Source organism: Janibacter sp. A1S7 (assembly GCF_037198315.1).
GTDB classification, from domain to species: Bacteria; Actinomycetota; Actinomycetes; order Actinomycetales; family Dermatophilaceae; genus Janibacter; species Janibacter alittae.
This window is the reverse complement of record NZ_CP144913.1, coordinates 1590274-1615422: the sequence shown is the minus strand read 5'-3', so window position 1 is coordinate 1615422 and position 25149 is coordinate 1590274. Positions and strand designations below refer to the sequence as shown.

Here is a 25149-nt window from a genome sequence, read left to right as displayed (position 1 = left end):
TAGCCGACGCCTGCAGGTCCAGCAGGTTCTCGTTGAAGTGCCACTGGTCCTCTTCCGCGATCGACCTTGTCATCTGCGGGTTGGTGAGACTCTTCTCGCCGGCGTCGGCGGCGTGCGCCACCGTGCGACCAGGTGCCTTCCTCCTTCCTGGGCGCGGCCGAGGTCACGCGCGACCGTCTCAATGCTGGCGACGTCCTGGTCAATCCCGCGCCCGCGACCGACTGGGTCGACACGCGCTGCACGTCCTGCCACGTCGGCGGCGCTGTAGAGGTGCTCGCTCGTGGCCGTGGCCATGGGATGGGCCAGATCCACGGCTTGGCCGTACGCCTCGATGCGGGCACGCAGGTCTGCGATGTCCGCGGCCTCTGGTGCGCCCAACCCGGAGGTGTCGATCTGGCTCGCGTGTTGTTGAGCGGATTCGATGTGCTGCGCCGCGTTGCGTAGGCTCTTCACCGTGCTGAGGCTGATGTGCAGCTCGCGGGTGGCGATCTGCACTCCTTCGTCCGCGGCCACTTGGCAGTGGCGGGCCACCACCATCATGTCCGCGGCCGTGCCATCAGTGGCTCCGGCGCGCACCCGGCGTTCTGCCTCGAAGAGGGATCGAGACGCGCCCGCCACGTGCTCCTGCATGTCGTGAAGCGGACCGCGTGTCCAGCGGATCTGCGCTCCGGCTTCCTCGAGCGCGTACCTGGCTTCGTATGTGTCATTGACCATGACCGGCACTCCCGTCCTCGAGCAGGTTGCACATGGACTCGGCATGGCCACCCTCGAAGCGGGAGAAGGCGCCTCGGCCCAGTCCCAGTTCCATGCCTCCCTTCGGATCGATGGCCCAGATCTCTACGGTGTGGTTCAGAACGGACGCCTTTAGGCCGGCAACGAGTGACCAGAGCACGGAGCCCTTTCCCGCGCCGGTCGCGCCCGCGATGAGGGTGTGAGTCCCCTTGATGCGAATAGACCAAGGGTCCCCGTCCTCGCCCAACGCGCTCACGGCCTTGGCCCTGGCTGTCGGGCTGCGGGCGCGCTGGGAGGGATCTGCCGTTCTTCGACGAGGCGCCCGTTCAGGTGTGGCTCGGGAGTCGGAGTTCGTTGCATGGAGGAGGCGGCGCTGCGGGCGGTGTCAGCTGCGGTGATGACGTCGCCGATGCTCTTGGCGAGGTCCTCGCGCAGGGCTTGGGGAAGGTCGACGTGGGCGTTGCGTTGGAGGTCTCTCGGCGAGATCCACGTCGCGTGGGGGCTGGTGTCGATGTGGTCTGCGTGCATCCTCTCGGTCACGGCCTGGGTAGCTTTCTGCACCGGCTTGGCTGGCGCGGTCAGAGGGGCGTCGGCGGCCACGTCTTGTGCCGCGCGGGCGAGGTCGGCAGAGCCGATGACTGCCCGGTGGAAGGTGCGGGTGGCTTCGGTGAGGTCGATGCGTTCGGCCATGGTCTCTGGGGTGGCTCGCACTGCGCCGTCTCGCTGGATCTCGATCAGCGCAGCTCGTAGTTCCCGTCCGGCCTGTAGCAAGGCTGGGTCGGTGCCGCGGGTGTCCTGTGGAGTGAGTTGTTGCCATGCCTGCGCTGCGCCGTGCCACTGGTGGGCACTGGATTCGAGGGCCGGGCCGAGCCGGTCGCGGTACTCGGACGGGTCGATGCGCTCGAGCAGCGCGGCGGCTTGGACCAGGTTGTTGCCGCCGACGAGGGCGGAGACCTGGTTCATGCTGATCACGGCGAGTGTCCCGGTGGAGGGAGAGTGGGCGAGGGCTCGGTGAGCCTGCAGTTCCCAAGCGGCCCAACTCTCGGCGAGACGGGAGCTGTTCACCGGGCCGGCGTGCTCACCGGCCAAGGCGGAGGGCCAGCCTCGAGCGACCGCCCAGCCCAACAGCTGTTCGACGCCGGCCACGCGTTCCTGGTAGCTGACAATCGTCTCGGGGGAGTGCTTCCGCGCCCGTGACTCGCCCGGGTCCTCGAAACCTTTCAGTTCGTGCCCCAGGGTGGCGCCCACTGCGTGGGAGGCCAGGTAGAGGCTGTGCATGATTCGTAGGCGGCTGGCTTGCGCGTCGGCTTCTGCGGGTGCGGTGAGACCGATTCCGTCGCGACGCCCGTGGAAGCGTGCGACCAAGTCGGCGGCTCGGTCGAAGTTGGCCGTCATCTCCGCCAGGTGGGGTTCAGTTCCGCCCGGTCCCGGCCAGCCTGTCGCCCAGGAGCGGCGCACCATCTGACGATTCATGAGGTCGACCTGCTTGATCGTCGCCTCGTGCACGGGCTCGCCACCGGGGCCGCGCGCAGGGAGTGCAGCCCACAGGTCGGTGGCCGAATCGACGAGCTCGCCCCACGCCCGGGTCACCGATCGAGGGTCAACCTCGTCGGCGTCCCTGAGGAGACGTCGAGCGATCAGGTCGTTGTCGACCAGCAGTTCTCCGACGCTGCGGATATCCGTGCCGCTCATAGCCCGTGCTCGCGCATCAGGTCGCAGACCTCGCGGATCAGCCCGGAGGTGCCTGCCGGCCACTGCTCGATGGGCCGGCCAGCTAGCACCTGTTCGGCCTCCCTGATCAGCGTCGCTGGGTCCGTGCTCTCAGATGCCGGCTCGTTGCACAGGGCCACGTCCTGTCCGAGCAGCTGCAGGCCCTGAGAGGCGGTTAGCTGCGCCCCGGTGGCCAGCAAGGCGCCCAGCGGGTCCATACCGTTGTCCATCGACTCGGTCAGGGCGGCATCAGCTGCGGTGCCCAGTCGCCACACCACCCCGGCCAGCTCGACCATCGCTGGATCGACCGTCTCCGTGCTCATGGTGGACCTTCCTTCCTTCGTTTCGGATGCAGCCATTTCGACACACACCCGACCACCACCGCTGCCTCCTGACCCCTCCTGTGGATAACTACGACGGCTGTCGGGGTCGGGGGCGAAACTGGGTCTCACAACACAAAGCCCCCGGGATCTCCCAGACGGTCATCCAGCGATCACAACGGCGTGGTTGCTCTAGCGCAGAAGCGCTGAAAGAGGTGTGAACGACATGGCGCGTTACTCGATGAGGAAGGCGTTGGCGGTGACGCCGAACGTGCTCATCGCAATGCTGCTGACCTTCCCGGTGGCGTCCCTGCTGCCACCGCTGATCGGGTTGATCCTGTTCGTCGGCGGGCTGGTCATCCTCGGACTGCTCCTCAGTGGTCTCGGCGAGGCGACCGCCATGCGTCTGCTCTACTTCGCCCGTCCGGTCACCGAAGCAGAGGAAGCGGCCCTCGCACCCGCGCTGCAGCTACTCGGCCAGCGCGGTATGGGCCCTCCTGTGATCGACCTGTGGGTGCTCGAGCGAGAGACGCCGGTCACCACCGGTGGTGTCGGGCGACGATCCGTGCTGGTGACCGGCGGGCTGCTCGCCGCGGTGCGAGCGGGTCGCCTGCCTGCCGACCAAGTAGCCGCGCTCATCGCCCACGCCGAAGCGAGCGTGCGCAGCGGCCTGACGCGCAACGACCCCGCCGTGGAATTCTGGACGCTCCCGTGGAATTTCGTGCGAGTGATCGCCCGCGTGTGCGCCGCCCGATTCCAGTGGCTTCCGGCCGTGATGCTGGTCTGGCACGCCCGGATCGTCCTCGGGGTGGTCGCTGTCGTGCAGGGAGTCCAGGAAGGCACCCCGGAGTCGATCACCGCCGGGGTCACCGGAGGGGTGGTCATCGTGGCGACCTACGTCTTCCCCTACTGGGAGCGGGTCTGGGAACAGACCCTGCGCGACGTCGGCGACGAGAATCTCCGCCAGGTCGGTCTCGCCCCGGCATACGCCCGACTCCTGCTGAGCCAGTCCTCATCCCCTGCGATCCACGAACGCGCTCACACTCTGACCACGCCCGCCCTGGCTCCTCGAGCCGCCTAAGTAGGGATGCACACCCTGACTCAAGGCACTGTGTGGGTGGGTTGGAACGCAGGTGCTGGCACATCCACTGTCGAGATGCACGAAGATTGCACAGACGGCCTACGAATGCAGCAAAAACGGCACGTTATGGGTCACGCTGGTGTCAGTTTCCGAAGTCGGCTGCACCAGATGTCCGAAGTCCTGTGCACAGCGCCTCCGAGCCGTCCCGTATGAAGATCCGCTTTCGGACGGAATGGATCAGAGCCTCGAGCGCCGGGCTGCCCCGCAGGACAGTCATACGCGGCGGTATGACGCGGGTCGTACGAGCGGCGCACGGCATGAGCGAGAGCGTGCGAGACACCCGCAGCACCAGGACCCAGCGGAACTCCTACTAGGCAACTGGCGTACGCGGGGACGCCATGCGAGCCTCAGGCATGCTCGCCATAGGTCAGCCTCTTCCATCTATTTTCGAGCCTCGCTACGAGGCCCTAGTCGACGCGCTCATCAGGGACTACTTCTTCACCGTCACACGAATAGGGTTGAAGCGCTTCACTGGTGCCCACTTCGAGACGCTGGGCGGTGAGTGGTACGAGCCCGCGAATCGAAACGTCATGACAGCCGGCGATCTGGCGGCGGTTTCATGCCTGTCCGTCAAGGTCCCTGGCGCTGCGGCCATTCGCGTACTGCAGGGCCAAGCCAAGCCCATCAGTGAGTTGCTGACAGCGATGCCGCCGATTGACGCGACGCTATGGGACGTTCCTGAGAGTGTCGTTGTCGACCCGGAGGCTCCCGCATCCCAGCTGTGGCACCTACTCCGCAGGGGCCGTGACGGCCTTGGTCCGACGACTACGAGCAAACTCATGGCGCGTAAGCGCGCCAGCCTCATTCCAGTCTTCGACACCGTGGTTCAAGAGGTCCTCGGTCTGCCGTCGTCCGCGAACCACTGGGCCACAATGCGGAAACTCATGCAAACCGAGGTTGACGGGCGTGCCCTCCACAGCCGCCTAGCAGAATCTGCACGTCGGGTCGGTGTGGACGCGACGGTGACCCCTCTACGGGTCTTTGATGTCGCTGTTTGGTACGGCTACAACCCTCGAACGAAGGTGCAGTCTTGGGTACAGAAGCTCCAAGACACCCTCGTGGCCGAGGAACGGCTGGGACAACGATGGGCGCTTCGTCTCAGATGAACGCGCCCGGCAGTTGCGGCGGTTAGACGCACCGGTCACGCCTGCGCAAGTAGTCCCGCATGACGAGCCCCACCGGCAGGGACCGAGGGCATCCCACCGCGCAGATGGCGGCCATCCACCTCCGGCATCGGACCCGTACGACCACAGTCCAGCGGCTGCCCCACTACACTGCAGGCCATGACTTTGTCCGACCCCCTGCAAGGCATTCCAGCCCTGCCTTCTGGGGACGATTTCGAGGGGTTCGTCTGGAGTCTCCTGCAACGTCGATATCCGCCTGAGAAGTTGCGCTACTTTCCGGCCGCGATGGGCGGCGACAAGGGACTCGAGGGCTTCTCGACTGACGGCATCGGCTACCAGTGTTATGCAGACAAGGACTCCCTCACGCTGCGCGCCCGCACCGACAAGCAGAAGGCGAAACTCACTCGCGACACCAATAAGTTGACGAAGAACAAGGACGCCCTGATATCCCTTCTCGACGGGACCGTCCTTGACCACTACTTCCTTATCGTTCCCCAGTACCACTCGACCGAAGTCATCGAGCACGCCAACAAACGAGCCACGCTGGTCCGCTCGTGGGGCCTCCCGTTCATCTCGGACAAATTCGCCATCGCGCCCAAGACCCCTCAGGACTACCAGGGGCAGTACCAGGCAGCACTCCTCGACGCCGCCGCCCAAGTCGTTCTCGCCGAGCCGACAGTCAGCGATGTGGCCGTAGAGGATTTCGGCGGTAAGGAACCAGAACTGGCGACCACCTTGCTAGAGAAGCTCGAGCGCCTTAAGGACCATCACCCCGCCGCCGATGTGGACGTCATGCGCGCCTCGCTCACGCGCTGGTTTCTGGCCAAGGAAGAGATGATGGAAGCCCTGCGGGGCATGCCGCAAACCCGCGAAGCCGTCGAGGCACAGCGGCGCCTGCGCCAAGGGGCGCTGGAGTTCGAGAACGGGTTCGCGGTCACCCAGCCGCACAACCGAGTCATACAGTTGGTGGCTGACTACGCGAAGCAACTGGAAGCGAGGGTCGCGGGCCTGAAGGCCGGCGACGCCGAACGGCTCTCGCGCGGGCAGACTGGTGAGTGGCTGATGCGGTGCCCCCTCGAATTTCAAGCGGCGCCATGAGCGCACTGCCCGTCGACTTGGACGACTCCGCCGTGCTCGGATGGCTTGATGCACCGATGAACTTCACGGCGCGTGCCGATCCCATCTCGCCAGACTTCCGCCCCGAACGCCGTGTGGCGGTGTGCATGCTCATCGTCGACAAGTGCCGTGCCGGGAAGGCGTCGTGGAAGGCCATGCACGTGCTGAGTTGGGCGCTCCAGTCACCGAAGCGTGTCGACATGCTGACCAACCTCAAGAACGGCGCCAACCTACTCGACATACCTGTGGTTCGGTTTGAACCTGCCCTCGATCGGGCGCTTGACCTGGCCCTGGGAGTTGGGTTCCTCACGCGCGACGGCGTCGGCCCGTTCGAACTCACAGGTGCGGGCCGGGAAGCGCTCGCCGAGATGCGGGAAGCGCGAGTCCTCGAACAGGAAGCGGCGGCTCTCGCGGCCGTGAACGGGAAGGTGTCGAACCGAGACGTGGAGCGACTTCTAGAATGGCGGTCACGATGAATTTGAAGGTGCGTCGCCTGCGGCTCCGCGCCCAGACTGGACAGGGCACGTTCGGTGCTGATATCCCGTTCAGCAAGGGTCTCATGGTGGTCCGCGCCGAGAATTCTCGCGGGAAGTCGACGGCCGTTCAGAGCATCCTATTCGCGCTTGGCTTGGAACGAATGATCACGACCCAACCAGCGAGCGCGCTCACGTCAGCGATGCGCGACCGGCTCATATACGACCCAACCACCAAGGCGGAGACGTCTGTCGTGTCCTCGCGGGTCGCGGTCGAGATCGAAGGCGCCAACGGCGAGGTCGCCACCGTGACCAGGTGGGTCGTCGACGACAGCCTTGGCCCGAACCTCGTTCGTGTTCAACATGCCCCTATCGACGACATCACGCCGGAAAAGCCGGTCGACGATTACTACGTTGGACGGCAGGGGGGCGCGACACGAGAACGCGGCTTCCACGTGTGGCTGGCCGGGTTCATTGGGTGGACGATGCCGGAATTGCCCGCCCGCGAAGGTCGCACCTCGAAGTTGTATATGGAACAGGTGTTCCCTTTGCTGTTCGTGGAACAGCGTCGCGGCTGGGGTGGCATCCAAGCCCAGATGCCCGCATTCAGCGGCGTCACGGAGGTCCGCAGACGAGCCATCGAGTTCCTCCTCGCCCTTGAAGTTGGGCAGTACGAGTTGACCCGTCAGCGGCTTCGCGCACGGGAGGCGGAACTGGCGAATGGATGGCACCTGTCGGTCGCTGCGTTCGAGCAATCCCTGGCCGGCAGCGGGCTCAAGTCACTCGGCCTGCCGGACCGCCTGCAAACGACATGGCCTGACGAGAGCCACCCCGCCGACGTCTCCGTGTCACTTGGCGACGAAAACTGGCAACCCCTCGATGACTTCATGGCTGCTGCGTCCGCCGAACTGGCACGGCTCGACACCCCCGAGACAAACCCGACAGTCGACGCGAATGTCTCGGCACGCATCATCGAGACCCTCGATGCCGCGCGTCAGGTGAGAGCGCTGGACTTGGCGCTCCGCGAGGAACTCTTGCGCGACGAGACCGAGTTACGGTCCATCGGCCATCGCATCGACTCCCTTACCGAGGACCTACGACAGCACCAGGACATCGTCGTGTTGCAGAAGCTCGGCTCGCCAGTAGCCGAGCAACTCGCAGCCGACTGCCCGGTATGCCACCAGCATCTGCCCGCGTCGCTGCTCCCCGGCGACGTGCCGACGATGACCGCATCGGAGAGCGTCGAATACATCAAGAAGCAGATTGACCTCTTCGAGGCAATGCGAACCGACGCCGACCAAGCCGCCATCGCCAAGCGTGAACGCTGGATTGCGCTCCGCCAACGTGGAGACGCTCTCAACCTCCAGGTGCAAGCGCTACGTGACGACCTGACGAGTTCTACCGGCGGCATCACTGCTGAGGATGCTGCACTGCGGGTTGAGCTGCGCGACCGGCTCCAGCGGTTAGAAGGCGTTGTTGAACGGTTCGACGAACTGCAGGTGCAGTTGGAGGGCCTCGCTGTCGAGTCGGCTGCCGTGAAGGCCGCGCTCAGAGACCTCCCCAAGGATGAACTGTCCGGCAAGGACCGGAAGAAGTTGCGCGCTCTCCACCACTCGTTCGTCGACCAGTTGCGGGCCTACGACTTCGGCTCCTTCAGCAATGACATGGTCCAAATTGGGTACGACGATTACCTCCCGCGTCGCGAAGACTTCGACCTCCAAGCCGACATATCGGCTTCGGACTCCGTACGAGTCATTTGGGCCTACCTACTGGGGCTGCTCGAAGTGGGTGAGCAATTCGACACCAATCACCCTGGCTTCGTCGTCTTCGACGAACCCAAGCAGCAGAGCGCCAAGGACGTCTCATTCGCCGCACTACTCAAGCGGGCATCAGGGGGCGGCCCAAATCGCCAGGTCATTTTCGCAACGTCTGAACCGCTGGAGTCGCTAAAGGCGATGCTCGAAGACGTGCAACACACGCTCCACGTCGTCGATGGGTACCTGCTCCAGAAGCTGTCCTGACCCACGGTGCGGCCGCGATTCGGGACCCATGGAAGCGCACGAGCTGCCCACCACGTGCAGCACGATAGTCACTGCGTGATCGTTAAGGGAGCAGAGTCAGGCCCGGTAGGGCGGTCGCTGCATCATTCTGGGCGGTAAGCAGCGGTCTCGCGTCGGCCAGACGAAGGTCACCGCAAGCGGAACCACAAATGACGACCGCCACGGCAGGGCCTGCTCTTGCTCCGTAGCGACGATGGCGTCCCGGTTAACCTGTCCGGCTTGCAGTTCCGGGATAGGGGCGTCCTACGGCTCGGGCCAGGCCCCCTCGACGACACTTTCGTCGCTCAATTCGTGCGCTACGACCACACCCTGCTCTTCGGGCGGCACCATTCGTTTCAAGGCGTGCAGATAATGCGAGCACCGAACCGCTGTGCGCCACTGCCCCACCGCCCGCTTCGAGATCCAGCCTGAACTTGCCCAATCGAGGGGTGGTCTACGGATTCAGCCGATACCCGGGCGGTGCCGTCATGCCCAGTTGCCGCCTTTCCTCGAGGGCCCCTCGTGAGGGTTCATGAGGTGGTCGCTCGCCGGGTCGGTCCGTCTCTGGCGTCTCCGTGCTCGTGGCGCCGAGGATGCGGTCCCGGCTCAGTTCCGGGACGGGAACCCGGTAGAAGATCTCCCCATCCTTGAACTTCTCATCGGGGACGGCCACGACGGTCGGGACCTGGACGTGGACGACCGCGTCGCCGTAGCGGCGAGCGTTGCGACCGTCAGCCACGTTCGTGAAGTAGGCCTCATGCGTGTTTTGGCAGTGGCTCTCGAAGCGGCCACTGGCAAGGATCGCGCGGGCGGCGGCCGGGTCGGTGCGGTGGTAGAGGTCGTAGACGCGGATGACGTGGCCGTCCGCGTCTACAACGTTGCGGCTCGCAGGCACTGACGCCGCCACCTATGCCTCAAGGTGTCGTCTCGGGCGCCCTCGACCGGGCACTGGTGGACCGCGGTGAGGAGATGATGGTCGAGCTGGAGCGAGGTGAGGACTGCCGTTTCGATGAATCGTTCGGAGAGGGTGACCACCGTCCGGGCGGCCGGGAGCTCGAGCTCGTCGATGAGGCATCGAGATATGGGCCCAAGTGAGTAGGCGGCCGCATTCGTGGACGAGACAAGCGTTGCTGCGCTCGACGTGGCCGGCGTCAGCGCTGACGCGGCGAGGTCGCCACTCTCGATCACGCTGTGGAGGGCATCCAAGATGCCCCGCGCTTCAGCGTGGTCTGACTGGAGCTCGCGTCGTAGGTCGACCGCCTGATCGATCACCACGGCGGCACGCCCAGAGTCGGTGCTTGTGCGAGTGATCTCCACGTGAAGAGCGGCGAGCTCAGCATGGCGGGCGACGAGCCAAGATCGCGCGCTTGAGGCCATGCGCGCGACCCTCCTGAGCGTGCGGGCTGCGCGCTCAGTGTCGACGTCCGTTGTCGAGTTCACTAGGCCGCTCACGCGAGTCACCACCTCGGGCCTTCGACGCCCCGGGACACCGCAGGATCACCAGAAGGGGCGGGTTCCCGCCGAGACTGCTCTGCCATCCGGGAGCGAGCCTCGTCAGCGGCGCGGATGCCCGCCTCCTGAGGGGGGCCTGTCCGTCGCTGGCCCCACGCGAGAGGCGATCGGCCTCGAACAGCGCGCGAGTGTCGGCCTGTGCCATCTGGGCACTGTCCAGGCTCTTCTGGCCGACGTCGTCTGCCAGCTCCACGGTGCGCCCGAGATGCCTCTCGGCCTCTTGAGCTCGGCCGAGGTCGTGTGCAACGGGCGCGACGCTGCCCGCGTCCAGGGCCTCGGAGGGGGCGACCTCCGAGAAGTCGTACTGCGCAGCGCGGGCGGCGAGATGGGAAGCGCCGTAGAGATGTTCACTGGCGGCCGTGGCCATCGGGCCCGCCAGCTGGACTGCTTTGCCGTAGGAGTCGACGCGAGCCCGTAGGCTGGCCACGTCTGCAGACTCCTGCGCGCTGAGCCCCGAGGTGTCGATGCGGCCCACGTGGTCTTGGGCCTCGGCGATGTGCTGGTCGGCATTGCGCAGCCGTGTAGCCACGGTGATGCCGAGATCCGCTGCCTCCTGGGATCGTCGCGCCACCCGGTTCATGTCTTCGGAGGCATCCTCCCTCTCCCCCGAGCGCACCTGACGTTCCACATCGGACAGCGCCCGGGACGCGGCAGAGACTTGCTCGTGCATATCCTGCAGGTCCAGGCGGGCACGACGGATGCTGAGGGCAGCGTCCTCGAGCGCGTCACGGGCCGCGTGGATGCCATCGGGTCCCTGCTCAGCGTCACTGGCCATGGGGGGCACCCCCTTCGCCCACAGTTCCCTCAGGGGCCTCGCTGTCGTCCTTGGGCAGGAACCGCTCGAGGTCGTCGATCACTCGCAGTGACTCGACCAAGTGCTGACGCACCTGGGTGATTGCCGTGGTGTCCGGGTCGTCAGGCATCTGGTTGCCCCGTCTCGTCTCGCAGGTCTTCCGTGTCCGGCCCCGCCATCAAGGCGGAGCGTCTGATGCAAACGAAAGCCATCACGACCGGTTAGGCGGTCACGCTCGTTGCGAAGACCCCCAACCGGTTCGTGATGCCGGTGACGCGACCGACGTTCAGGCCTGAGGCCTGCGCGTGCTCGCGAGCGACCTGCCCCGGTCACGAACGGCCTGCACCACAAGGACGACCCCGCCGAGCAGCCCGGCCATCGCCACCCAGGTGATCCCGTGGGGCGTGAAGAGCGTTACGGCGGCCCACGGCCAGAGGCTTGCGGCGGCTACGACCACGACGCGGGTTCGTCGGGAGGTCCTGCCGGCCACGAGGAGCGCCAAGACGGCACCCACCACGCCGATCAACAGCATCACAGGAGCCCAGCTGATGGTCTCCCGCATCCCGAATGCCTGGACGAGTACCCACCCGCCCATGGCTACCGAAGCCGAGTAGGAGACGAGGACCAGCACCAACCCGGCACGACGGAGCAGTTCGTTCTGCATAGCTTCTCCTCAAGTAGTGTGGCCACCAACGCCCCGCGCGTACCTGTCGGCGGTCACCCCTGCCGCAGACAGCACGTAGGCGGTTCAACATCGCCCAGTCACGTCGGTGTCGACCGGACCGTGTCGAGACTCGCTCTTCATCAGCCGTGCACGCGGGTGCAGTGCTCCCGCAGACCGGTGGGGCTGACGAAGGCGTGATGGCAGTCCTCGCACCAAGACAACCCGGCGGTCTGCTCCCATGCCTCGATCGTTGGCTCCCACCACCAGTCGCGCTGACCGTCGCGTCCGTCGGCGAGCGGCAGCACGCCCTTGCTGCGGTAGAGCGATACTGCGGAGGGGGTCCAACCGAAGCGAGCCCGCAGACCCGTGGTGGTCAATCGGCGCGGCAGAAGTTGACTCTCGCCCGTGTTCAACTGACGGTTCAGCCGCTGGGCGGCTATCCCGAGCACGCCAGCCACCTCTGCTCGAGAACCGCCGGCGCACCAGCGTCGGTGCGCCTCGAGAGCCTTCGTCTCGTTGAAGGCTCCACTACGCACGGCCTGCCACCCATCCAGGGCGAGGGCGACGACTTCAGGCAGCGTTCCGGACAGTTGCCCGATCTCCACGTCCGGGACGCCGGTCTGTCGAGCTTGGTGCCAGGCGCCCACGTTCTCCAGATGCGGGACGATCAGCCGGAACGCGGTGCGGTGCAGCCACGCCTGGACCTGACTGTGCGCGGTCCACCCCTTCTCGGTGGCCAGATCGACGAGGCGCACTCCGTCGCGCACCCGACGCACGAGCGCATCCACGTCACTCGCCTCGGGAGACTCGCGGTGCTCATCCAGCCAGAGCGCCAAATGAACCCGCGAGGCCACACCCTCATGCTCCAGCGCCTCGACCCACACGGGCGCGAGAGCGCTCAGACCGGGTCCGTCGATCACGGTAGGCAGGCCATCTACTCTCTCTCGACATGCAGCCCCCGCCACTGGGGTCTACTCTCAGGCCCCGTGCAAAGGGGAGATCCAGGAACAGGAAGCAGCGTCGTGGCGCTGTGGATGCTGGTGCTCGCCCTGGTGGTCGGAGTCGGGGCCACCATCGCGCCATACCTCATCTGAGCCGAGCCACTCCGGCGAGATCCGCGCCAACTCACCCGAGGGCACTCGGGCCTGAATTCTGGCTCTTCTACACAAGCTCGCGGCCCCCACCCCGGCCCGTCACTGGTATGGGTCAGGCGGTGGCTGGCCGGGTGTGGGACTCGGCCAGTCATGACGACGCTCCGTCTCCTCGCTCGCCGCCAGGCGAGGACGCGGCGTGTCCATCGCCAGTTCCGTGACGGCGTGCTCGCGCAGGTACTCGCGCATTGAGGGCAGGGTGAAGTCCACGACGCCCCACCCGGGCGCGTAAATCATCTCGGCGTTGATCAACCGGGCGCGGTAGACGCTGGCGTAGCTGCCACCGACCCCGAGACGGTCGGCGACGTCGCGCACACGACTTGGTCCCTCGTCCCGGGCCATGGCCGTGAGGAAGGAGCGGTCAATGCCAGAGAGCTCGGACAACGCCGGCTCGTGAACCAGCCTCCCCACGCGACGGGCGGCCGCCTGCACTCCTTCCTCGACGTGCTCGGCCGTGACCGTGTCCACGCCCCTGGCGGCACGCCACGAGTGGTAACCGACCAGCTGAACCATGAAGGGGTAGCCCTGGGTGGCTCGTGCCGCGGCTCTGAGGGCTTCGTCAGGGATCGTCTTCGCACCATGCACGATCGGTCCCCGGATGGCGGCCGCGACATCTGCGTCAGAGACCTGCCCCAAGTGCGCCTGCTCGGCTCGACGAAGGAAGGTTGTCCCCGGAGCGCTCAGCAAGGGCGAGACCTGGGAAGGCAGCCCGGCCGCTACGAAGGCAACCTCACGGCCCTCACGGAAGCAGTGCTGAACAACCTGAGTGATCTCCTGCAGGTCGCGCGCCCCGTCCGTCCCCAGCTCATCGACCGTGATCAACACGCCGGCGTCCCGCGCAGCCATGACATCAGCCAGCGCCGTCAGGCCGGAACGCAACGACGCCTCGACCGGGAAGCGGTCGCGCTGTTCCCGAGTGAGCCCGCCCCCGAACCCCGCCACGGACGCGTTGCCGCCGGTCACGACCGACTCCGTCGCGCCGCCAGGGTGATGCTGCGCCAGCAGAGCCGGAATTTGGGTCTGCGCAATCTCGCCGGCAACCCCTGGCCGGGTCGTGACAGAGATGACCGCCCACCCGCGCTCGTGGGCCCGGCCCTCCAAGGCGTTGAGGAGTACCGTCTTACCCGAGCCCCTCAAGCCCGTGAACAACGCCGCGCGACCAGGCGATCCCAGGCCTTCTTCCAAGGCGACCTCAAAGTCGCCGAGGATCTCCTCTCGCCCCGCCAGCACGGGAGGGGACACTCCGAATGTCGGGGTGAACGGATTCCGGCCAGACGCCACGACTCCCCCTCGTTTATAGCCGTTTATATTCTTTAGAGATCCTACACGAAACGGTCTCGTGCCGTGGCTCCTCTGGGCGAGAGCATCTGGATAGGCGATGGCCTGTCATGGACGAACCTCCCCCTGGGCGCCGCGCCGTCGCGGCCGAGTGGTCAGTTTGGCCGGAGGTGGAGGCAGCTCGACTCCACCGCGGCGAGCGATCGCCTCGTCGATAGCCAACGTGACGGCCTCGTGCACAAACGCCGAGGGCCCAAGAAAGCGGCCGTCCTCCCGGCGATCAGCAGCGATCGCGTCCTCCATGCGTTCCACCAGGGAGTCCTTCAGAGGGTACGTGCGGGTCAGACCCTGCCCAGAGCGACGACGAGCCGGCTGCTCGATCCCCGCTTCTGCACGGGCCCGATGGCCGCGCTCGACGTGGCCCTCGATCGCCAGGTGGAGCCACCCGATATAGGCATCCGGGCACTCCGGGTCCCGGTCGAGGTCCGAGACGTAGGCCGCTCGGGCTCGACCCCAGGTCTCGGGATCCCAGTACAGCCCGACTGGGCTGTCGCCCTCCCCCATCATCGGGCTCCTCCCACTCTTCGGGTGACTCGGACTATCGGACTAACACCCACCCGGGTGCATTCCCGGACCGTCTCGAGTCTGGTCACTGTCCATCGAACCAGATGTAGCCGCGCGACCCAGGCCCTCATCCCCAGGCCGCGTCTGGCGGGCCCGGTCCTCCACAACGCCAGTCAGCCCCTGCCATGGAATGCCCCGAATCACCAGAATAGTCATTGTCAGTTCTTTCTAGTCTACACATCGGGAGAAGAACATGAGTACCACCACCACGCATACCGTCGGGCAGGTCGTTGAAGTCGACCCGAAGACACTGACCATCGGCGCGAACGTTCGGCTGGACACCCACCCGAAGGCGAAGGAGTTCACGGCCTCGATCAAGGCGCGTGGGGTGATCGAGGCGATCACCGCGCACGAGGACGAGGACGGCACTCTGGTCGTCCAGCGCGGACAGCGCCGCACGCTCGCCGCCGCAGAGGTCGGCACACCGAGCGGCACCGTCCCGGTGCGCATCGTCGAGCCTCCCGAGGAAACCGACCGGATCATCGACCAGATGAGCGAGAACATTCACCGGACCGCGATGCACGAGAGTGAGCTGCGCGACGGCGTCGAGCAGCTGGCGCTGCTGGGTGTCTCAGCCGCCCAGATCGCCAAGCGCACCGCCGTCAAGCGCGAGACCGTCAAGGCCGCTCTGGCCGTCGTCGGCAGCGACGCCACCCGGGAGCGCATGGACAGCCAGGGCTTGACGCTGGCGCAAGCCGCCGCGCTGGCCGAGTTCGAGGCCGACGACGTGGCCACGGCCCGTCTCGCGCGCTCGATCGAATGGGGCCACCCCATCGACCACGCCGTGCAGCGACTGCGCGACGAGCGAGCCGAGCGCGAAGGGCTCAAGGCCGAGGCCGAGCGGTTGCGCGCGGAGGGCGTCCCTGCGCTTGACCCCGACGACTGCCCCGCCCCCGGTGACCTGTTCCGGATGCGCCTGGACAACCTCGTAACCATCGAGGGCGAGGAGGTGACCAACGAGCAGCGCGAGGGCCTGCCCGGGCTCGCCGTCGTCGTCTCCCTCGAATGGGAATACCCCAACCACGACGACGAGGACGAAGACGAGGAGCAGCCGGAGGAGGCGCGAGAGGTCTACGTACATACGTGGGTGTGCACCGACCCGGAGGCCGCTGGACTGCGCTACCGCTACCAGCGAGATTCGCGCGGCCCCTCCCCCGTCGCCGAGGCCGACCCCGCAGCAGCCGAGGCACAGGCCGAGGCGGAGCGTCAGGAGCGCCGCCTCGTGCGCGAGAACAACGCGGCGTGGCGTAGCGCGGAAACGGTGCGCCGACAGTGGCTTGCCGGCTTCGTCACCCGCAAGACCCCGCCGAAGGGGGCCGAGGCGGTCATCTGTGAGGCGATGATCATCGCCCCGCACAGCCTCACGAGGGCGATGCAGAACAGCCACGCGATGCTGCGCTCCACGCTGGGCAGCGAGAGCGAGCTCGGCGACTACCGCGCCGTGGCCGCAGAGTGCGCCACCCTGTCCACCCAGCCCGCCACCGCCAAGGCGCTGACGATGCGCACCCTCGCCGCCGTGCTGCTGGCATGGGAGGACAGCACTGACGTGCACACGTGGCGCAACCCGAGCACGTGGGACCGCCGCGTCATGGCAGTGATGACCGGATGGGGCTACGAGGCCAGCGAGGTCGAGCAGCTGCTCACGGCCACCGACGAGGACGAGGAGGTGGCTTGACCATGGACCCCACCCCGAACCGCGTCGAGGTCCACCTACCCACCCACGGCGAGGCCCGCGACACCGGCGGCCAGGACTTCACCGCCCACACCGCCCGCTGGGTCGCGTTCACCGCAGACACGGGATTCTGGCTGATCGTCTTCGTCGTCGGCTACGGCCACCACTCCGACCGTGAGTACCCCTACTTCGTGGAGTCGCCACACACCCGCGAGCCCGTCCCCGCGTGGCTACCGCGACCGCCCGTGTGGTTCGGCAGCGCCGTCGACCAGATGCGGGCCAGCTGCGCCAGCCCCGCAACCACCTGATCTTTCCCCAACCTACTGGGGCGGGAGTTCATCTGTGGAGAACTCCCGCCCCAGTAGAAGAGAAAGAAGTGAGTAGGACTCATCAGCACATCACCACGGGAGAGGAACCCGACATGAGCCACCAGATCGAGACCCACGGAAACCGCGCCGCTGCCCTGTTCGCCCGAACGGACCCGTGGCACCGGCTCGGCACGACCATCGAGGGAGAAGCCTTCACCGCCGAGCAGGCGATGACTCTCGGCCACCTCGGAGGTTGGGACGTGCGCAAGGTGCCGCTGTCGGCATCGGAGATCACCAGTGAGGGCGTCACCCCGCTCGACGTGCCCGGCTTCGCCACCGTCCGGACGAACCCCTTCACCCAGGCCCCGGAGGCCCTCGGCGTGGTCGGCAGCGCGTACCACCCCCTGCAGAACGAGGACCACGCCGAGTTCCTCAACCGCCTGGCCGACGAGTCCGGCGCCATCTTCGACACGGCCGGGTCCTTGCGCGGGGGGCGTCAGGTGTTCGTCACCATGCGACTGCCCGAGTCGCTGAACGTCGGCGGCAGTGACCGCGTCGACCTGAACATCGCCGCGCTGAACAGCCACGACGGCTCGAGCGCCTTCCGGCTGCTCGTCACCCCGGTCCGGGTGGTCTGCGCCAACACTCAGGCCGCTGCCCTGCGGTCGCACAAGGCGAGCATCAGCATCCGGCACACGCGCAACGCCAAGGCCGCCGTGCAGGCGGCCCGGGAAGCCCTGGGGCTGACGTTCGCCTACGCCGAAGAGTTCGAGGCCGAGGCCGAGCGACTGATCAACACGACCATGACCGACGCCGGGTTCGCCGACATGACCGCCCGCGTGTTCGGCACGCTCGACCGAGACGCAAGCAAGCGAGCCCAGACCGCCGAGCGTGAACGTGTCGCCAACCTCGACCGGCTGTGGTTCGACGCGAACACCCAGGCCGGCATCCGGCAGACCGCGTGGGCCGGCTACCAGTCGGTTGCCGAGTACGTCGACCACTTCGCCCCGGTGCGCGCCAAGTCCGGCAAGGCCGACGCGCGGGCCCTCCGGCTGCTCACCAGCGACGAGCCGACCCGGATCAAGCACAAGGCGTGGGCCGCGCTCGCCCCGGCCTGACCCACAAGCCGCAGGGCCTCCCTCGCGTGACGCCGACACCGCGAGCGGGGGCCCTGCTCAACCCTGACGCTGTGGTGACCTGGCGCCGTCCTCTCCGCCCGGGTCACCACAGCGTCAGCTGCTCGCCGTAGATCGCACGCAGGCGGTCCAGCTCCGCCGCCACGAGCATCGGGTCACGCCGCGCCAGATCGCGCAGTTCCCGCGCCCTCCGTCGTAACCCCGAGGATCGTCCAGCGGCGAGCCGGTGATCTGCTTCCGGATCGCCCACTCGCGGCGGTTCTCGACGTAGGACGAGGCCACCACATGATCCGGCCCGATCCGTTGACACAGCGGGTTGTCACAGCGATGCCCCAGGAGTTCAATGCCGACCAGCGACTCCACCCCGTAGGCCAGGGCCCAGGCGAATCGGTGGGCGATGACGACCCGTCCGGGGGCGTACCAGAACCGGCCATGACCGCGTCCGCTGATCGCGCCCGTCCACCACAGACAGTCCGAGCCCGGCACCCGGACCGTCTTGGCCCGCCATCGGGCGACGATGTCCGGGTTCGTCACGGACGCTGCCAGATGTGCGCGCCCCTCCCGGTCCAACCGTCGTCCGCTCACGCGCCTCTCACCCTTGGGCAGGTTCCGAGGTCGAGCTCTCCTCGGTCTCGGTTGCTGCCTCGACGGTCTCGCTCTCCTGCGCCTCGCCATCGCCGTAGCGGTTCGTGCCGATCTTGCGCAGCCGCGCCGCCTCGGCTCGGGTCACGTCCGGACCGCACCACTCCAGTGCCTCCCGCAGGCTCAGGCCCTCCTCGTCGGTCATCTTCCGCAGGGTCGCGCCCGCCTTCGCATCGCATCGCGCCACCGTGGCGTCGCGCTCTTCCATGGCCGTCATCAGGTCCACCCCCAGACCGCTGAGTCGCTTCTCCTTCTTCTTGCGCTCCTCCTTCATCGTCGCCTGAGCATCCAGCGCCTTGCGCCGTGCCTCCTGCCGCACCGATCCAGCCACGCCCACACACTTCCTTCGCTTCGTCTCCAGCCACTTCCATCGACCAAAGCCCTCCCCCACTTCCCCGACGGTCACCACCCCCACCCGCGCCCACCGACCCATTCGTCCACCCCTTCCCGAGCCCGGACCACTCACCAGCCCAAGCCACTCCCACGTACCCCCGAACAGACCCAAATCTTCAAGTCGTACACACCTCATGCATTCCCGGTTGTTTCAGTTTCAATGACTGACCGCCAGGGGCGATTTCTCGGCTTTCTCTAGGTGTGACGATGTCGATGCACAAGCTGACCGCGGGCAGCGGGTATGACTACCTGACTCGCCAGGTCGCCGCGCACGACAGCACCGAGAAGGGCCACACCGGCCTGAGCAGCTACTACACGGAGCGGGGCGAGGCACCGGGTACGTGGATTGGCTCGGGGGTGCGAGGCATCGATGGGCTCGAGGCCGGGTCGGTCGTCACGGCCGAGCAGATGCAGGCGCTGTTCGGGTCGGGCCATCACCCCTTGGCCCAAGAGCGTCAGAACCGTCTCGCCGGGCCGGATCTGACCGCTCGGGACTACCGTGACGCCGCCCGGTTGGGGATGCCGTACAAGGTCTATTCCAACGACGTCTCCCCCTTTCGGATGGAGGTCGCCCAGCGCCTGGGCGACTGGAACGAAGATCGGGGCCATCCGCGCGACTGGGCCGTCCCGGTCGACGACCGGGCCCGCATCCGCACCCAGGTGGCGTCCGAGTTCTTCCGCAGCGAGCACGGTCGCGACCCCGACGATGCCCGTGAGATCGCGGCCACGATCGCCAAGAGCTCCCGGCCGCGGACCACCGCCGTCGCTGGATACGACCTGACGTTCTCCCCGGTCAAGAGTGTTAGCGCATTGTGGGCCGTCGCCGACCTGCAGACCGCCGCGCTGATCGAACAGGCCCATCAGGCCGCGGTCAAGGACACGTTGCGGTTCATCGAAGAGCACGCCCTTTACACCCGCACCGGGACCAACGGGGTGCGCCAGCTCGAGGTCCGCGGGCTCGTCGCCACAGCCTTCACCCACCGCGATAGCCGTGCAGGCGACCCGGACCTGCACACCCACGTCGCTGTCGCCAACAAGGTCCAGACCGAGGACGGTCGGTGGCTGAGCATCGACGGTCGCGTGCTCTACAAAGCCAATGTCACCGCCTCCGAGACCTACAACACCGCCTTGGAGAAGCACCTCGGGGACTCCCTGGGCCTTCAGTTCGCCAAGCGTCCCGCCACCGATGCGCGCAAGCGCCCGGTACGAGAAGTGGTCGGTGTCGACCCCCGCCTGAACGAGAGGTGGTCTGCGCGGCGCGCCAGCATCGAAGCGCGGCGCAGCGAGCTCGCGCACCAGTTCCAGCGCAGTCACGGCCGCCCGCCGACGCCCGTCGAGTCCATCCGGCTAGCGCAGAAGGCCACCCTCGAGACCCGGGAAGCGAAGAAGCAGCCGCGTAGCTTGGCTGAGCAACGGCTGCTTTGGCACGGCCAGGCCAACGAGGTTCTGGGTGGCCGACCCAAGGTGGAACTGATGATCCGCGGGGCGCTACACCCCTCCGCTGGCCGGGGTGAGCGAGTAAGTAAGACGTGGATATCGCACACCAGCGCCTCGATCCTCAGCACGATCGAATCTCGCCGCAGCACCTGGCAGGTGTGGCACGTCCGGGCCGAGGCTCAGCGGCGGGTGCGCGGCGCCAACGTCGCCACGCACGACGTCGACCGGGTCGTTGACCGGCTCGTCGCACGGGTTCTCACCAAGGAGTCGGTGCGCCTCGCTCACTCAGATGACGGCATTGCACAACCCGCACAGTTGCGTCGCCGGGACCAGCAGAGCGTCTACACGGTGCACGGCGCCGACCGGTACAGCTCCGTGCGCGTGATGAGCGCAGAGCAACGGATCGTGGACGCGGCCGGGCTGCGGGATGGGCGCACGGCCACCGCGGGAGCGGTCGACCTGGCCCTGCTGGAGTCCACCGCAAACGGGATCACGCTCAATGCCGGCCAGTCCGCCCTGGTGCGCGGCATGGCCACCTCCGGGGCCCGGTTGCAGCTGGCCATCGCCCCCGCAGGCGCCGGGAAGACCACCGCGATGCGGACCCTGTCCTCGGCCTGGGCCAACTCCGGCGGAACGGTTCTGGGGCTCGCGCCCTCCGCCGCGGCAGCAGCCGCGCTACGCGAGCAGATCGACACCTCCGCCGACACGCTGGCCAAGCTGACGTGGGGCATCGAGCACGACGACCTGCCTCAGTGGGCCCACGCCATCGGGCCGGAGACCCTTGTGGTCATCGACGAAGCGGGCATGGCTGACACCCTCTCGCTGGACAGTGCCGTGCAGTTCATCCTCGAGCGCGGCGCCAACGTCAGGCTCATCGGAGATGACCAGCAGCTGGCCGCGATCGGCGCCGGCGGAGTCCTGCGCGACATCGACGCCAGCCACGGCTCGTTGCGACTGAGCGAGCTTATGCGCTTCGCCGACCCGGCCGAAGGTGCGGCGTCGCTGGCCTTGCGGGAAGGCCGGGTTGAGGCGCTGGGCTTCTACCTCGACAACGGCCGCGCGCACGTCGGTGACCTGGCGACGATGACCGAAGACGTGTTCGCGGGGTGGCAGACCGATCGCTCCAGAGGCCTAGACGCGATCATGCTGGCGCCCACGCGTGAACTCGTGGCCGAGCTGAATCAGCGTGCCCGCGCCGACCGGCTCGAAGGCGCTTCCCCCGGTCGACAGGTCACGCTCTCGGATGGCCTCAGCGCCTCGATCGGTGACCTCATCATCACCCGCTCCAACGACCGCCGGGTGCGAATGAGCGACACGGACTGGGTCAAGAACGGTGACCGTTGGACCATCCTCGACGTCCACGACGACGGCGCTGTCAGCGCTCAGCACGCCCAGAACGGGCTCTCGGTGACCCTCCGAGCGGACTATGTCGCTCAGTCCACCGAACTTGGTTACGCCACCACCATCCACGCCGCACAAGGAGTCTCGGTCGACGCCATGCACGGCCTGGCCACAGGGGAAGAGTCACGCCAGCAGATCTACACCATGCTCACCCGGGGACGACTGTCCAACGAGATCTACCTCGAGGTCGTCGGTGACGGCGACCAGCACAACGTCATCCGGCCGGACAACATCGTCGCCCCCACCGCCACCGACATCCTCGAAGGGATCCTCGCCCGCGACGACTCCCCCGTCTCCGCGACCACGCAGTCGCGCCTCGACGCACAGCCAGAGACCCGACTCGGAGACGCCGCAACCCGGTACATCGACGCTCTCTACGTCGCCGCGGAAGAGCGCATGGGCCCACGCGTGCAAACCCTCGACGGCGATGCAGAACGGATCGTCGAAGGGATCACTGATCAGCCGGCGTGGCCGGCCCTGCGCGCGCACCTGATCCTGCTCGACGCGCAGGGCGCTGACCCGATCAAGCGCCTGGAGACCGCCGCCACCGGCCGGGCCCTGACCACGGCCTACGACGCGGCAGCGGTCCTTGACTGGCGCCTGGACGGCACTGGTTTGCGCAATGCGAGCACCGGCCCGTTGCCGTGGGTCCCGGCCGTCCCCGACAGTCTCAAGCAGGACCCCACCTGGGGGCCATACCTCGAGGCCAGGGCGGAACTGCTCAGCAGCCTCGCCGATCAGGTCCGCGAGAACGCGCGCACGCAGACGAGGGCGCCCGAATGGGCTCGGCAGGGCACTGCTCGACCCGCCGATGACGTCCTGGGTGAGGTGCAGGTCTGGCGTGCCGCCATGCAGGTGCCCAGCAAGGATCGACGTCCCACCGGGGCTCCGACGATGCAGAAGGCGCAGGCCACATGGCAGCGCCACCTCAACGCGGCCATCACGAAGGACCGGCAACCCGCACTGAAGGAGTGGGGTGGATTCCTTCAGCAGTTCTCCCCCGACATGTCCCGGGACCCGTTCCTCCCGCTGCTCGCCGAGCGAGTCGCCGCGATGTCCCGCGCGGGCCTGCCCACTCGCGACCTGGTGCACAGTGCGGCGGCGATCGGGAAACTGCCCGACGACCACGCCGCGGGAGCGATGTGGTGGCGCCTGAGCCGCCACACCTCCGACTCCGCCGTCGACGAGGCCCCGGTCTCCGATGCGCTAGCGCCCAAATGGCTCCCGAGCTTGACTGACATGGTCGGCGCGGAACGCGCCAACGCGATGCAGGCGAGCAGCTCCTGGCCCTCTCTCGTCACCGCCGTCGAGCACAGTCGCGAGCGGGGGATGCCGTTGCCGGACGTCATGGCCACCGCGGCCCGGCCGGATGCGGACCTCGATGAGTCGATGGCCATGATCTGGCGTCTGGCCGTGCTTGCCGACCCGCCACCCCACCCCGACGAGGAGAGCCCGCCCCATCCTGAGGACGAGCCGCCAGAGGACCTCTGGCACGGGACCACTCCCCCTGCTGATGCACCGACGCAGCACGAGTGGCGGTACGGGCCCGCGCGGGGCGAGGGAGAGGGCAATGGCCCCGCGGGGGTGCCGGAAACCTCACCGTCCGCCGATGTGCTCGACATCGAGACGGGTCTGCAGATGGCCGCGATGCACCGGGAAGTGATGGGCCCCCTCGGGCCCAACGACACGGACATCGAGGCCATGGTCAAGCGCTCGGTCGAGTGGGACGACTGCCCTGCCTCGCCGGAGCGGATGCTGCAGATCAATGCCCTCACTCGCGCGTACTTCGAGGACCACTTCGCCGGCAGCTGGGCACACGACTACCTCACGGACCGCTTCGGTGTCGACCTGGCCGGCGACCTCGAGGTGGCTCCCGGTTACGCACTGGCCGGGTGGACGAATCTCGTGGACCATCTGCGTTCCCACGGCATCTCCGACCAGGAGATGACCGCAACGGGTGTCGCCACCGTAGCCAGTACCGGCCGACTCATCGACCGCTTCCGTGATCGCGCGATCCTCCCCATCACCGACCGGGGCGAGGTCCTCGGCTTCGTCGGGCGCCGCCACCCCTCGCTGGCCGAGGAAGACAAGGCAGGGCCGAAGTACCTCAACACGGCGGACACTCCCCTGTTCCACAAAGGAGCCCAGCTCTACGGCCTTCACCCACGGCTCAGCGGATCCGGAGCGACACCGGTGCTGGTAGAGGGCCCCATGGACGCCATCGCCGTCACCCTAGCCAGCGGCGGCACCCATGTCGGCGTGGCCCCACTGGGCACCTCCCTGACCGAAGAGCAGGCCACGCAGCTCGCGGCACTTGGTCAGACGCCGATCGTGGCCACCGATGGCGACCTAGCTGGCCGCGTCGCGGCCGAGCGAGACTTCTGGCTGCTGGCGCAGCACAACCTCTCTCCGGACGTGGCCCGGTTCCCTGAAGGCTCAGATCCGGCCGACGTTCTAGCCCGCCGCGGCGAGACCGCGCTCATGGCCACCCTGGAGAGCGCTCACCCCCTGGCCGAAGTGCTGCTCGAGGAAAGACTGACGAACCTGACCGGACCGGCAGCCATGGACCAGGCCGTGCGCGTGGCGGCCGCGCACTCCCCATCAGCCTGGGACACCTCGGCCCGCCTCATCTCCGACCGGCTGGCACTGGCAGAACCCGCCCTGCGGGGGGCTCTGGCCAAGGAGGCGCTGGCTTGGAACTGCGACCCCCGCAAGGTGGCTCAGGAACAACTCGACGGGGTCCGGGACGTGCGGGCCCGCATGGAGGGCAGCGACGCGGCCCCACCTGCCCACCAGTGGGCCGGCCTTGCCCAGGAGCTCGACCCGCGTCTGACTGCCCAAGGGGACTGGCCGGCACTGGCCGCGATGATCCACCAGGCCGACGTCGACGGCCACGACATCACCACGATCGCCAGCCAACTGGTGGCCGACCAGCCGTTGGGCGACCGGCCTGCACAGGACCTTCGTTACCGGCTCGCCGCCACGATCCCGGCCGACGCTCCCTCACCACCGGAACCCAGAGACCGCGAGGTTGCCTCGGGTGCACAGCATGAGCGTCGCAACCCGACCTCTCGGCCCGCGCCGTCCTCAGCGCCTCGACGGTAGGCATCAGCGACCGCCGGGCCCGTTTGGCCCCTTGGCCCCTTCGCCCGACGGCGAGGGTGGCGCGGCGAGGGTCCGCAGTGACCCCGAGCCCGGGGGTCCACCGGGCACGAGACACCGGAGCCATCCGGCCCGACTTTGACCACAGCGACCTGCTCATGCTCCAGCACGCAAACGCCGGCCTGGTCCGCGGAACGCGCCCCTTTCGCCCTGGAGGCCTGGCGCTGGTTCGGCGACTACATGCTGCAGGGATTCCGAACGACCGCCGGCCCGCCGGCCCGCTGGCCGCGCCACCCGCGGCGTGGGTGCGCGCCCAAGCCGCCGCCCACTGAACCCGAATCCACCGTCCCGGTTCTTTGCGGCTATGTGAGTCGCGGTTCT

The 25149-nt window shown here is 67.5% G+C and carries 23 protein-coding genes; 10 read left to right on the top strand and 13 right to left on the bottom strand.

Annotation, left to right across the window (positions count from 1 at the left end; all coding sequences use genetic code 11):
• Nucleotides 1–69: 69 nt before the first annotated feature.
• The 4 genes from V1351_RS07725 to V1351_RS07715 all read right to left on the bottom strand — a co-directional run bounded on the left by V1351_RS07725 (nucleotide 70) and on the right by V1351_RS07715 (nucleotide 2765).
• The gene (locus V1351_RS07725; protein WP_338752301.1) at nucleotides 70–723 is read right to left on the bottom strand and encodes a hypothetical protein; all 654 of its coding nucleotides are present in this window, start codon (nucleotides 721–723) and stop codon (nucleotides 70–72) included.
• The gene (locus V1351_RS16305) at nucleotides 704–988 is read right to left on the bottom strand and encodes an FtsK/SpoIIIE domain-containing protein (protein WP_422389012.1); all 285 of its coding nucleotides are present in this window, start codon (nucleotides 986–988) and stop codon (nucleotides 704–706) included. Before V1351_RS16305 ends, V1351_RS07725 begins: the two co-directional genes overlap by 20 nt.
• Nucleotides 985–2238 carry a hypothetical protein gene (locus V1351_RS07720; protein WP_338752299.1) on the bottom strand — a complete coding sequence of 418 codons (1254 nt, stop codon included), beginning with the start codon at nucleotides 2236–2238 and terminating at the stop codon, nucleotides 985–987. Before V1351_RS07720 ends, V1351_RS16305 begins: the two co-directional genes overlap by 4 nt.
• Nucleotides 2239–2420: 182 nt before the next feature.
• Complete coding sequence (locus V1351_RS07715) at nucleotides 2421–2765, bottom strand: hypothetical protein (RefSeq protein WP_338752297.1); 345 nt, start codon at nucleotides 2763–2765, stop codon at nucleotides 2421–2423.
• Between the two features lie 223 nt (nucleotides 2766–2988).
• Here V1351_RS07715 and V1351_RS07710 point away from each other — a divergent pair, with 223 nt between their 5' ends.
• The 5 genes from V1351_RS07710 to V1351_RS07690 all read left to right on the top strand — a co-directional run bounded on the left by V1351_RS07710 (nucleotide 2989) and on the right by V1351_RS07690 (nucleotide 8637).
• Nucleotides 2989–3843 (top strand): hypothetical protein, encoded by an 855-nt coding sequence (locus V1351_RS07710; RefSeq protein ID WP_338752295.1) that lies wholly within the window; start codon nucleotides 2989–2991, stop codon nucleotides 3841–3843.
• Between the two features lie 413 nt (nucleotides 3844–4256).
• Complete coding sequence (locus tag V1351_RS07705) at nucleotides 4257–5009, top strand: DUF6308 family protein (RefSeq protein ID WP_338752293.1); 753 nt, start codon at nucleotides 4257–4259, stop codon at nucleotides 5007–5009.
• 177 nt (nucleotides 5010–5186) lie between these two features.
• Nucleotides 5187–6125, top strand: coding sequence for a hypothetical protein (locus V1351_RS07700; protein WP_338752291.1), 939 nt, complete (start codon nucleotides 5187–5189; stop codon nucleotides 6123–6125).
• Nucleotides 6122–6619 carry a hypothetical protein gene (locus V1351_RS07695; RefSeq protein ID WP_338752289.1) on the top strand — a complete coding sequence of 166 codons (498 nt, stop codon included), beginning with the start codon at nucleotides 6122–6124 and terminating at the stop codon, nucleotides 6617–6619. Before V1351_RS07700 ends, V1351_RS07695 begins: the two co-directional genes overlap by 4 nt.
• Complete coding sequence (locus V1351_RS07690) at nucleotides 6616–8637, top strand: hypothetical protein (RefSeq protein WP_338752287.1); 2022 nt, start codon at nucleotides 6616–6618, stop codon at nucleotides 8635–8637. The genes V1351_RS07695 and V1351_RS07690 overlap by 4 nt, the downstream gene beginning before the upstream one ends.
• A 472-nt stretch (nucleotides 8638–9109) precedes the next feature.
• Here V1351_RS07690 and V1351_RS07685 read toward each other — a convergent pair whose 3' ends face one another.
• Nucleotides 9110–9562: a hypothetical protein gene (locus V1351_RS07685; protein ID WP_338752285.1), complete on the bottom strand. Its 453-nt coding sequence runs from the start codon at nucleotides 9560–9562 to the stop codon at nucleotides 9110–9112.
• A gap of 2 nt (nucleotides 9563–9564) precedes the next feature.
• Here V1351_RS07685 and V1351_RS07680 point away from each other — a divergent pair, with 2 nt between their 5' ends.
• On the top strand, nucleotides 9565–9750 hold the full coding sequence (locus V1351_RS07680) for a hypothetical protein (protein ID WP_338752283.1): 186 nt from the start codon (nucleotides 9565–9567) through the stop codon (nucleotides 9748–9750).
• Between the two features lie 316 nt (nucleotides 9751–10066).
• On the opposite strand, the gene V1351_RS07675 is transcribed toward V1351_RS07680, so the two are convergent.
• The 6 genes from V1351_RS07675 to V1351_RS07650 form a co-directional block, all read right to left on the bottom strand.
• Nucleotides 10067–10942, bottom strand: coding sequence for a hypothetical protein (locus V1351_RS07675; protein ID WP_338752281.1), 876 nt, complete (start codon nucleotides 10940–10942; stop codon nucleotides 10067–10069).
• Nucleotides 10932–11090 (bottom strand): hypothetical protein, encoded by a 159-nt coding sequence (locus V1351_RS07670; RefSeq protein WP_338752279.1) that lies wholly within the window; start codon nucleotides 11088–11090, stop codon nucleotides 10932–10934. The genes V1351_RS07675 and V1351_RS07670 overlap by 11 nt, the downstream gene beginning before the upstream one ends.
• A 156-nt stretch (nucleotides 11091–11246) precedes the next feature.
• Nucleotides 11247–11624, bottom strand: a complete 378-nt coding sequence (locus V1351_RS07665; protein WP_338752277.1) for a hypothetical protein — start codon at nucleotides 11622–11624, stop codon at nucleotides 11247–11249.
• A gap of 140 nt (nucleotides 11625–11764) precedes the next feature.
• Nucleotides 11765–12544: a hypothetical protein gene (locus V1351_RS07660; RefSeq protein ID WP_338752275.1), complete on the bottom strand. Its 780-nt coding sequence runs from the start codon at nucleotides 12542–12544 to the stop codon at nucleotides 11765–11767.
• A gap of 273 nt (nucleotides 12545–12817) precedes the next feature.
• A complete protein-coding gene (locus V1351_RS07655) occupies nucleotides 12818–14005 on the bottom strand; it encodes an ATP-binding protein (protein ID WP_338752274.1) in 1188 nt (395 codons plus the stop codon).
• Nucleotides 14006–14161: 156 nt separating this feature from the next.
• Nucleotides 14162–14620: a hypothetical protein gene (locus V1351_RS07650; protein ID WP_338752272.1), complete on the bottom strand. Its 459-nt coding sequence runs from the start codon at nucleotides 14618–14620 to the stop codon at nucleotides 14162–14164.
• A gap of 250 nt (nucleotides 14621–14870) precedes the next feature.
• On the opposite strand from V1351_RS07650, the gene V1351_RS07645 reads away from it, so the two are divergent.
• The 3 genes from V1351_RS07645 to V1351_RS07635 all read left to right on the top strand — a co-directional run bounded on the left by V1351_RS07645 (nucleotide 14871) and on the right by V1351_RS07635 (nucleotide 17775).
• Nucleotides 14871–16352 (top strand): ParB/RepB/Spo0J family partition protein, encoded by a 1482-nt coding sequence (locus V1351_RS07645; protein ID WP_338752270.1) that lies wholly within the window; start codon nucleotides 14871–14873, stop codon nucleotides 16350–16352.
• 2 nt (nucleotides 16353–16354) lie between these two features.
• Complete coding sequence (locus V1351_RS07640; RefSeq protein WP_338752268.1) at nucleotides 16355–16657, top strand: hypothetical protein; 303 nt, start codon at nucleotides 16355–16357, stop codon at nucleotides 16655–16657.
• Between the two features lie 113 nt (nucleotides 16658–16770).
• Entirely contained in the window at nucleotides 16771–17775 is a 1005-nt protein-coding gene (locus V1351_RS07635) for a DUF932 domain-containing protein (RefSeq protein WP_338752266.1), read from the top strand.
• Between the two features lie 114 nt (nucleotides 17776–17889).
• On the opposite strand, the gene V1351_RS07630 is transcribed toward V1351_RS07635, so the two are convergent.
• Both V1351_RS07630 and V1351_RS07625 read right to left on the bottom strand, forming a co-directional pair.
• On the bottom strand, nucleotides 17890–18327 hold the full coding sequence (locus tag V1351_RS07630) for a hypothetical protein (RefSeq protein WP_338752265.1): 438 nt from the start codon (nucleotides 18325–18327) through the stop codon (nucleotides 17890–17892).
• 58 nt (nucleotides 18328–18385) lie between these two features.
• Entirely contained in the window at nucleotides 18386–18766 is a 381-nt protein-coding gene (locus tag V1351_RS07625; RefSeq protein WP_338752263.1) for a hypothetical protein, read from the bottom strand.
• Nucleotides 18767–19035: 269 nt separating this feature from the next.
• Here V1351_RS07625 and mobF point away from each other — a divergent pair, with 269 nt between their 5' ends.
• On the top strand, nucleotides 19036–24771 hold the full coding sequence (gene mobF / locus V1351_RS07620; protein ID WP_338752261.1) for a MobF family relaxase: 5736 nt from the start codon (nucleotides 19036–19038) through the stop codon (nucleotides 24769–24771).
• Nucleotides 24772–25149: the final 378 nt, after the last annotated feature.

Excerpts from the sequence above, each read along its gene's own strand:
- V1351_RS07715 (WP_338752297.1), bottom strand. The coding sequence starts at position 2,765 with ATGAGCACGGAGACGGTCGATCCAGCGATGGTCGAGCTGGCCGGGGTG.
- V1351_RS07710 (WP_338752295.1), top strand. The coding sequence starts at position 2,989 with ATGGCGCGTTACTCGATGAGGAAGGCGTTGGCGGTGACGCCGAACGTG.
- V1351_RS07705 (WP_338752293.1), top strand. The coding sequence starts at position 4,257 with ATGCTCGCCATAGGTCAGCCTCTTCCATCTATTTTCGAGCCTCGCTAC.
- V1351_RS07700 (WP_338752291.1), top strand. The coding sequence starts at position 5,187 with ATGACTTTGTCCGACCCCCTGCAAGGCATTCCAGCCCTGCCTTCTGGG.
- V1351_RS07695 (WP_338752289.1), top strand. The coding sequence starts at position 6,122 with ATGAGCGCACTGCCCGTCGACTTGGACGACTCCGCCGTGCTCGGATGG.
- V1351_RS07690 (WP_338752287.1), top strand. The coding sequence starts at position 6,616 with ATGAATTTGAAGGTGCGTCGCCTGCGGCTCCGCGCCCAGACTGGACAG.
- V1351_RS07680 (WP_338752283.1), top strand. The coding sequence starts at position 9,565 with ATGCCTCAAGGTGTCGTCTCGGGCGCCCTCGACCGGGCACTGGTGGAC.
- V1351_RS07675 (WP_338752281.1), bottom strand. The coding sequence starts at position 10,942 with ATGGCCAGTGACGCTGAGCAGGGACCCGATGGCATCCACGCGGCCCGT.
- V1351_RS07670 (WP_338752279.1), bottom strand. The coding sequence starts at position 11,090 with ATGCCTGACGACCCGGACACCACGGCAATCACCCAGGTGCGTCAGCAC.
- V1351_RS07665 (WP_338752277.1), bottom strand. The coding sequence starts at position 11,624 with ATGCAGAACGAACTGCTCCGTCGTGCCGGGTTGGTGCTGGTCCTCGTC.
- V1351_RS07650 (WP_338752272.1), bottom strand. The coding sequence starts at position 14,620 with ATGATGGGGGAGGGCGACAGCCCAGTCGGGCTGTACTGGGATCCCGAG.
- V1351_RS07645 (WP_338752270.1), top strand. The coding sequence starts at position 14,871 with ATGAGTACCACCACCACGCATACCGTCGGGCAGGTCGTTGAAGTCGAC.
- V1351_RS07640 (WP_338752268.1), top strand. The coding sequence starts at position 16,355 with ATGGACCCCACCCCGAACCGCGTCGAGGTCCACCTACCCACCCACGGC.
- V1351_RS07635 (WP_338752266.1), top strand. The coding sequence starts at position 16,771 with ATGAGCCACCAGATCGAGACCCACGGAAACCGCGCCGCTGCCCTGTTC.
- mobF (WP_338752261.1), top strand. The coding sequence starts at position 19,036 with ATGTCGATGCACAAGCTGACCGCGGGCAGCGGGTATGACTACCTGACT.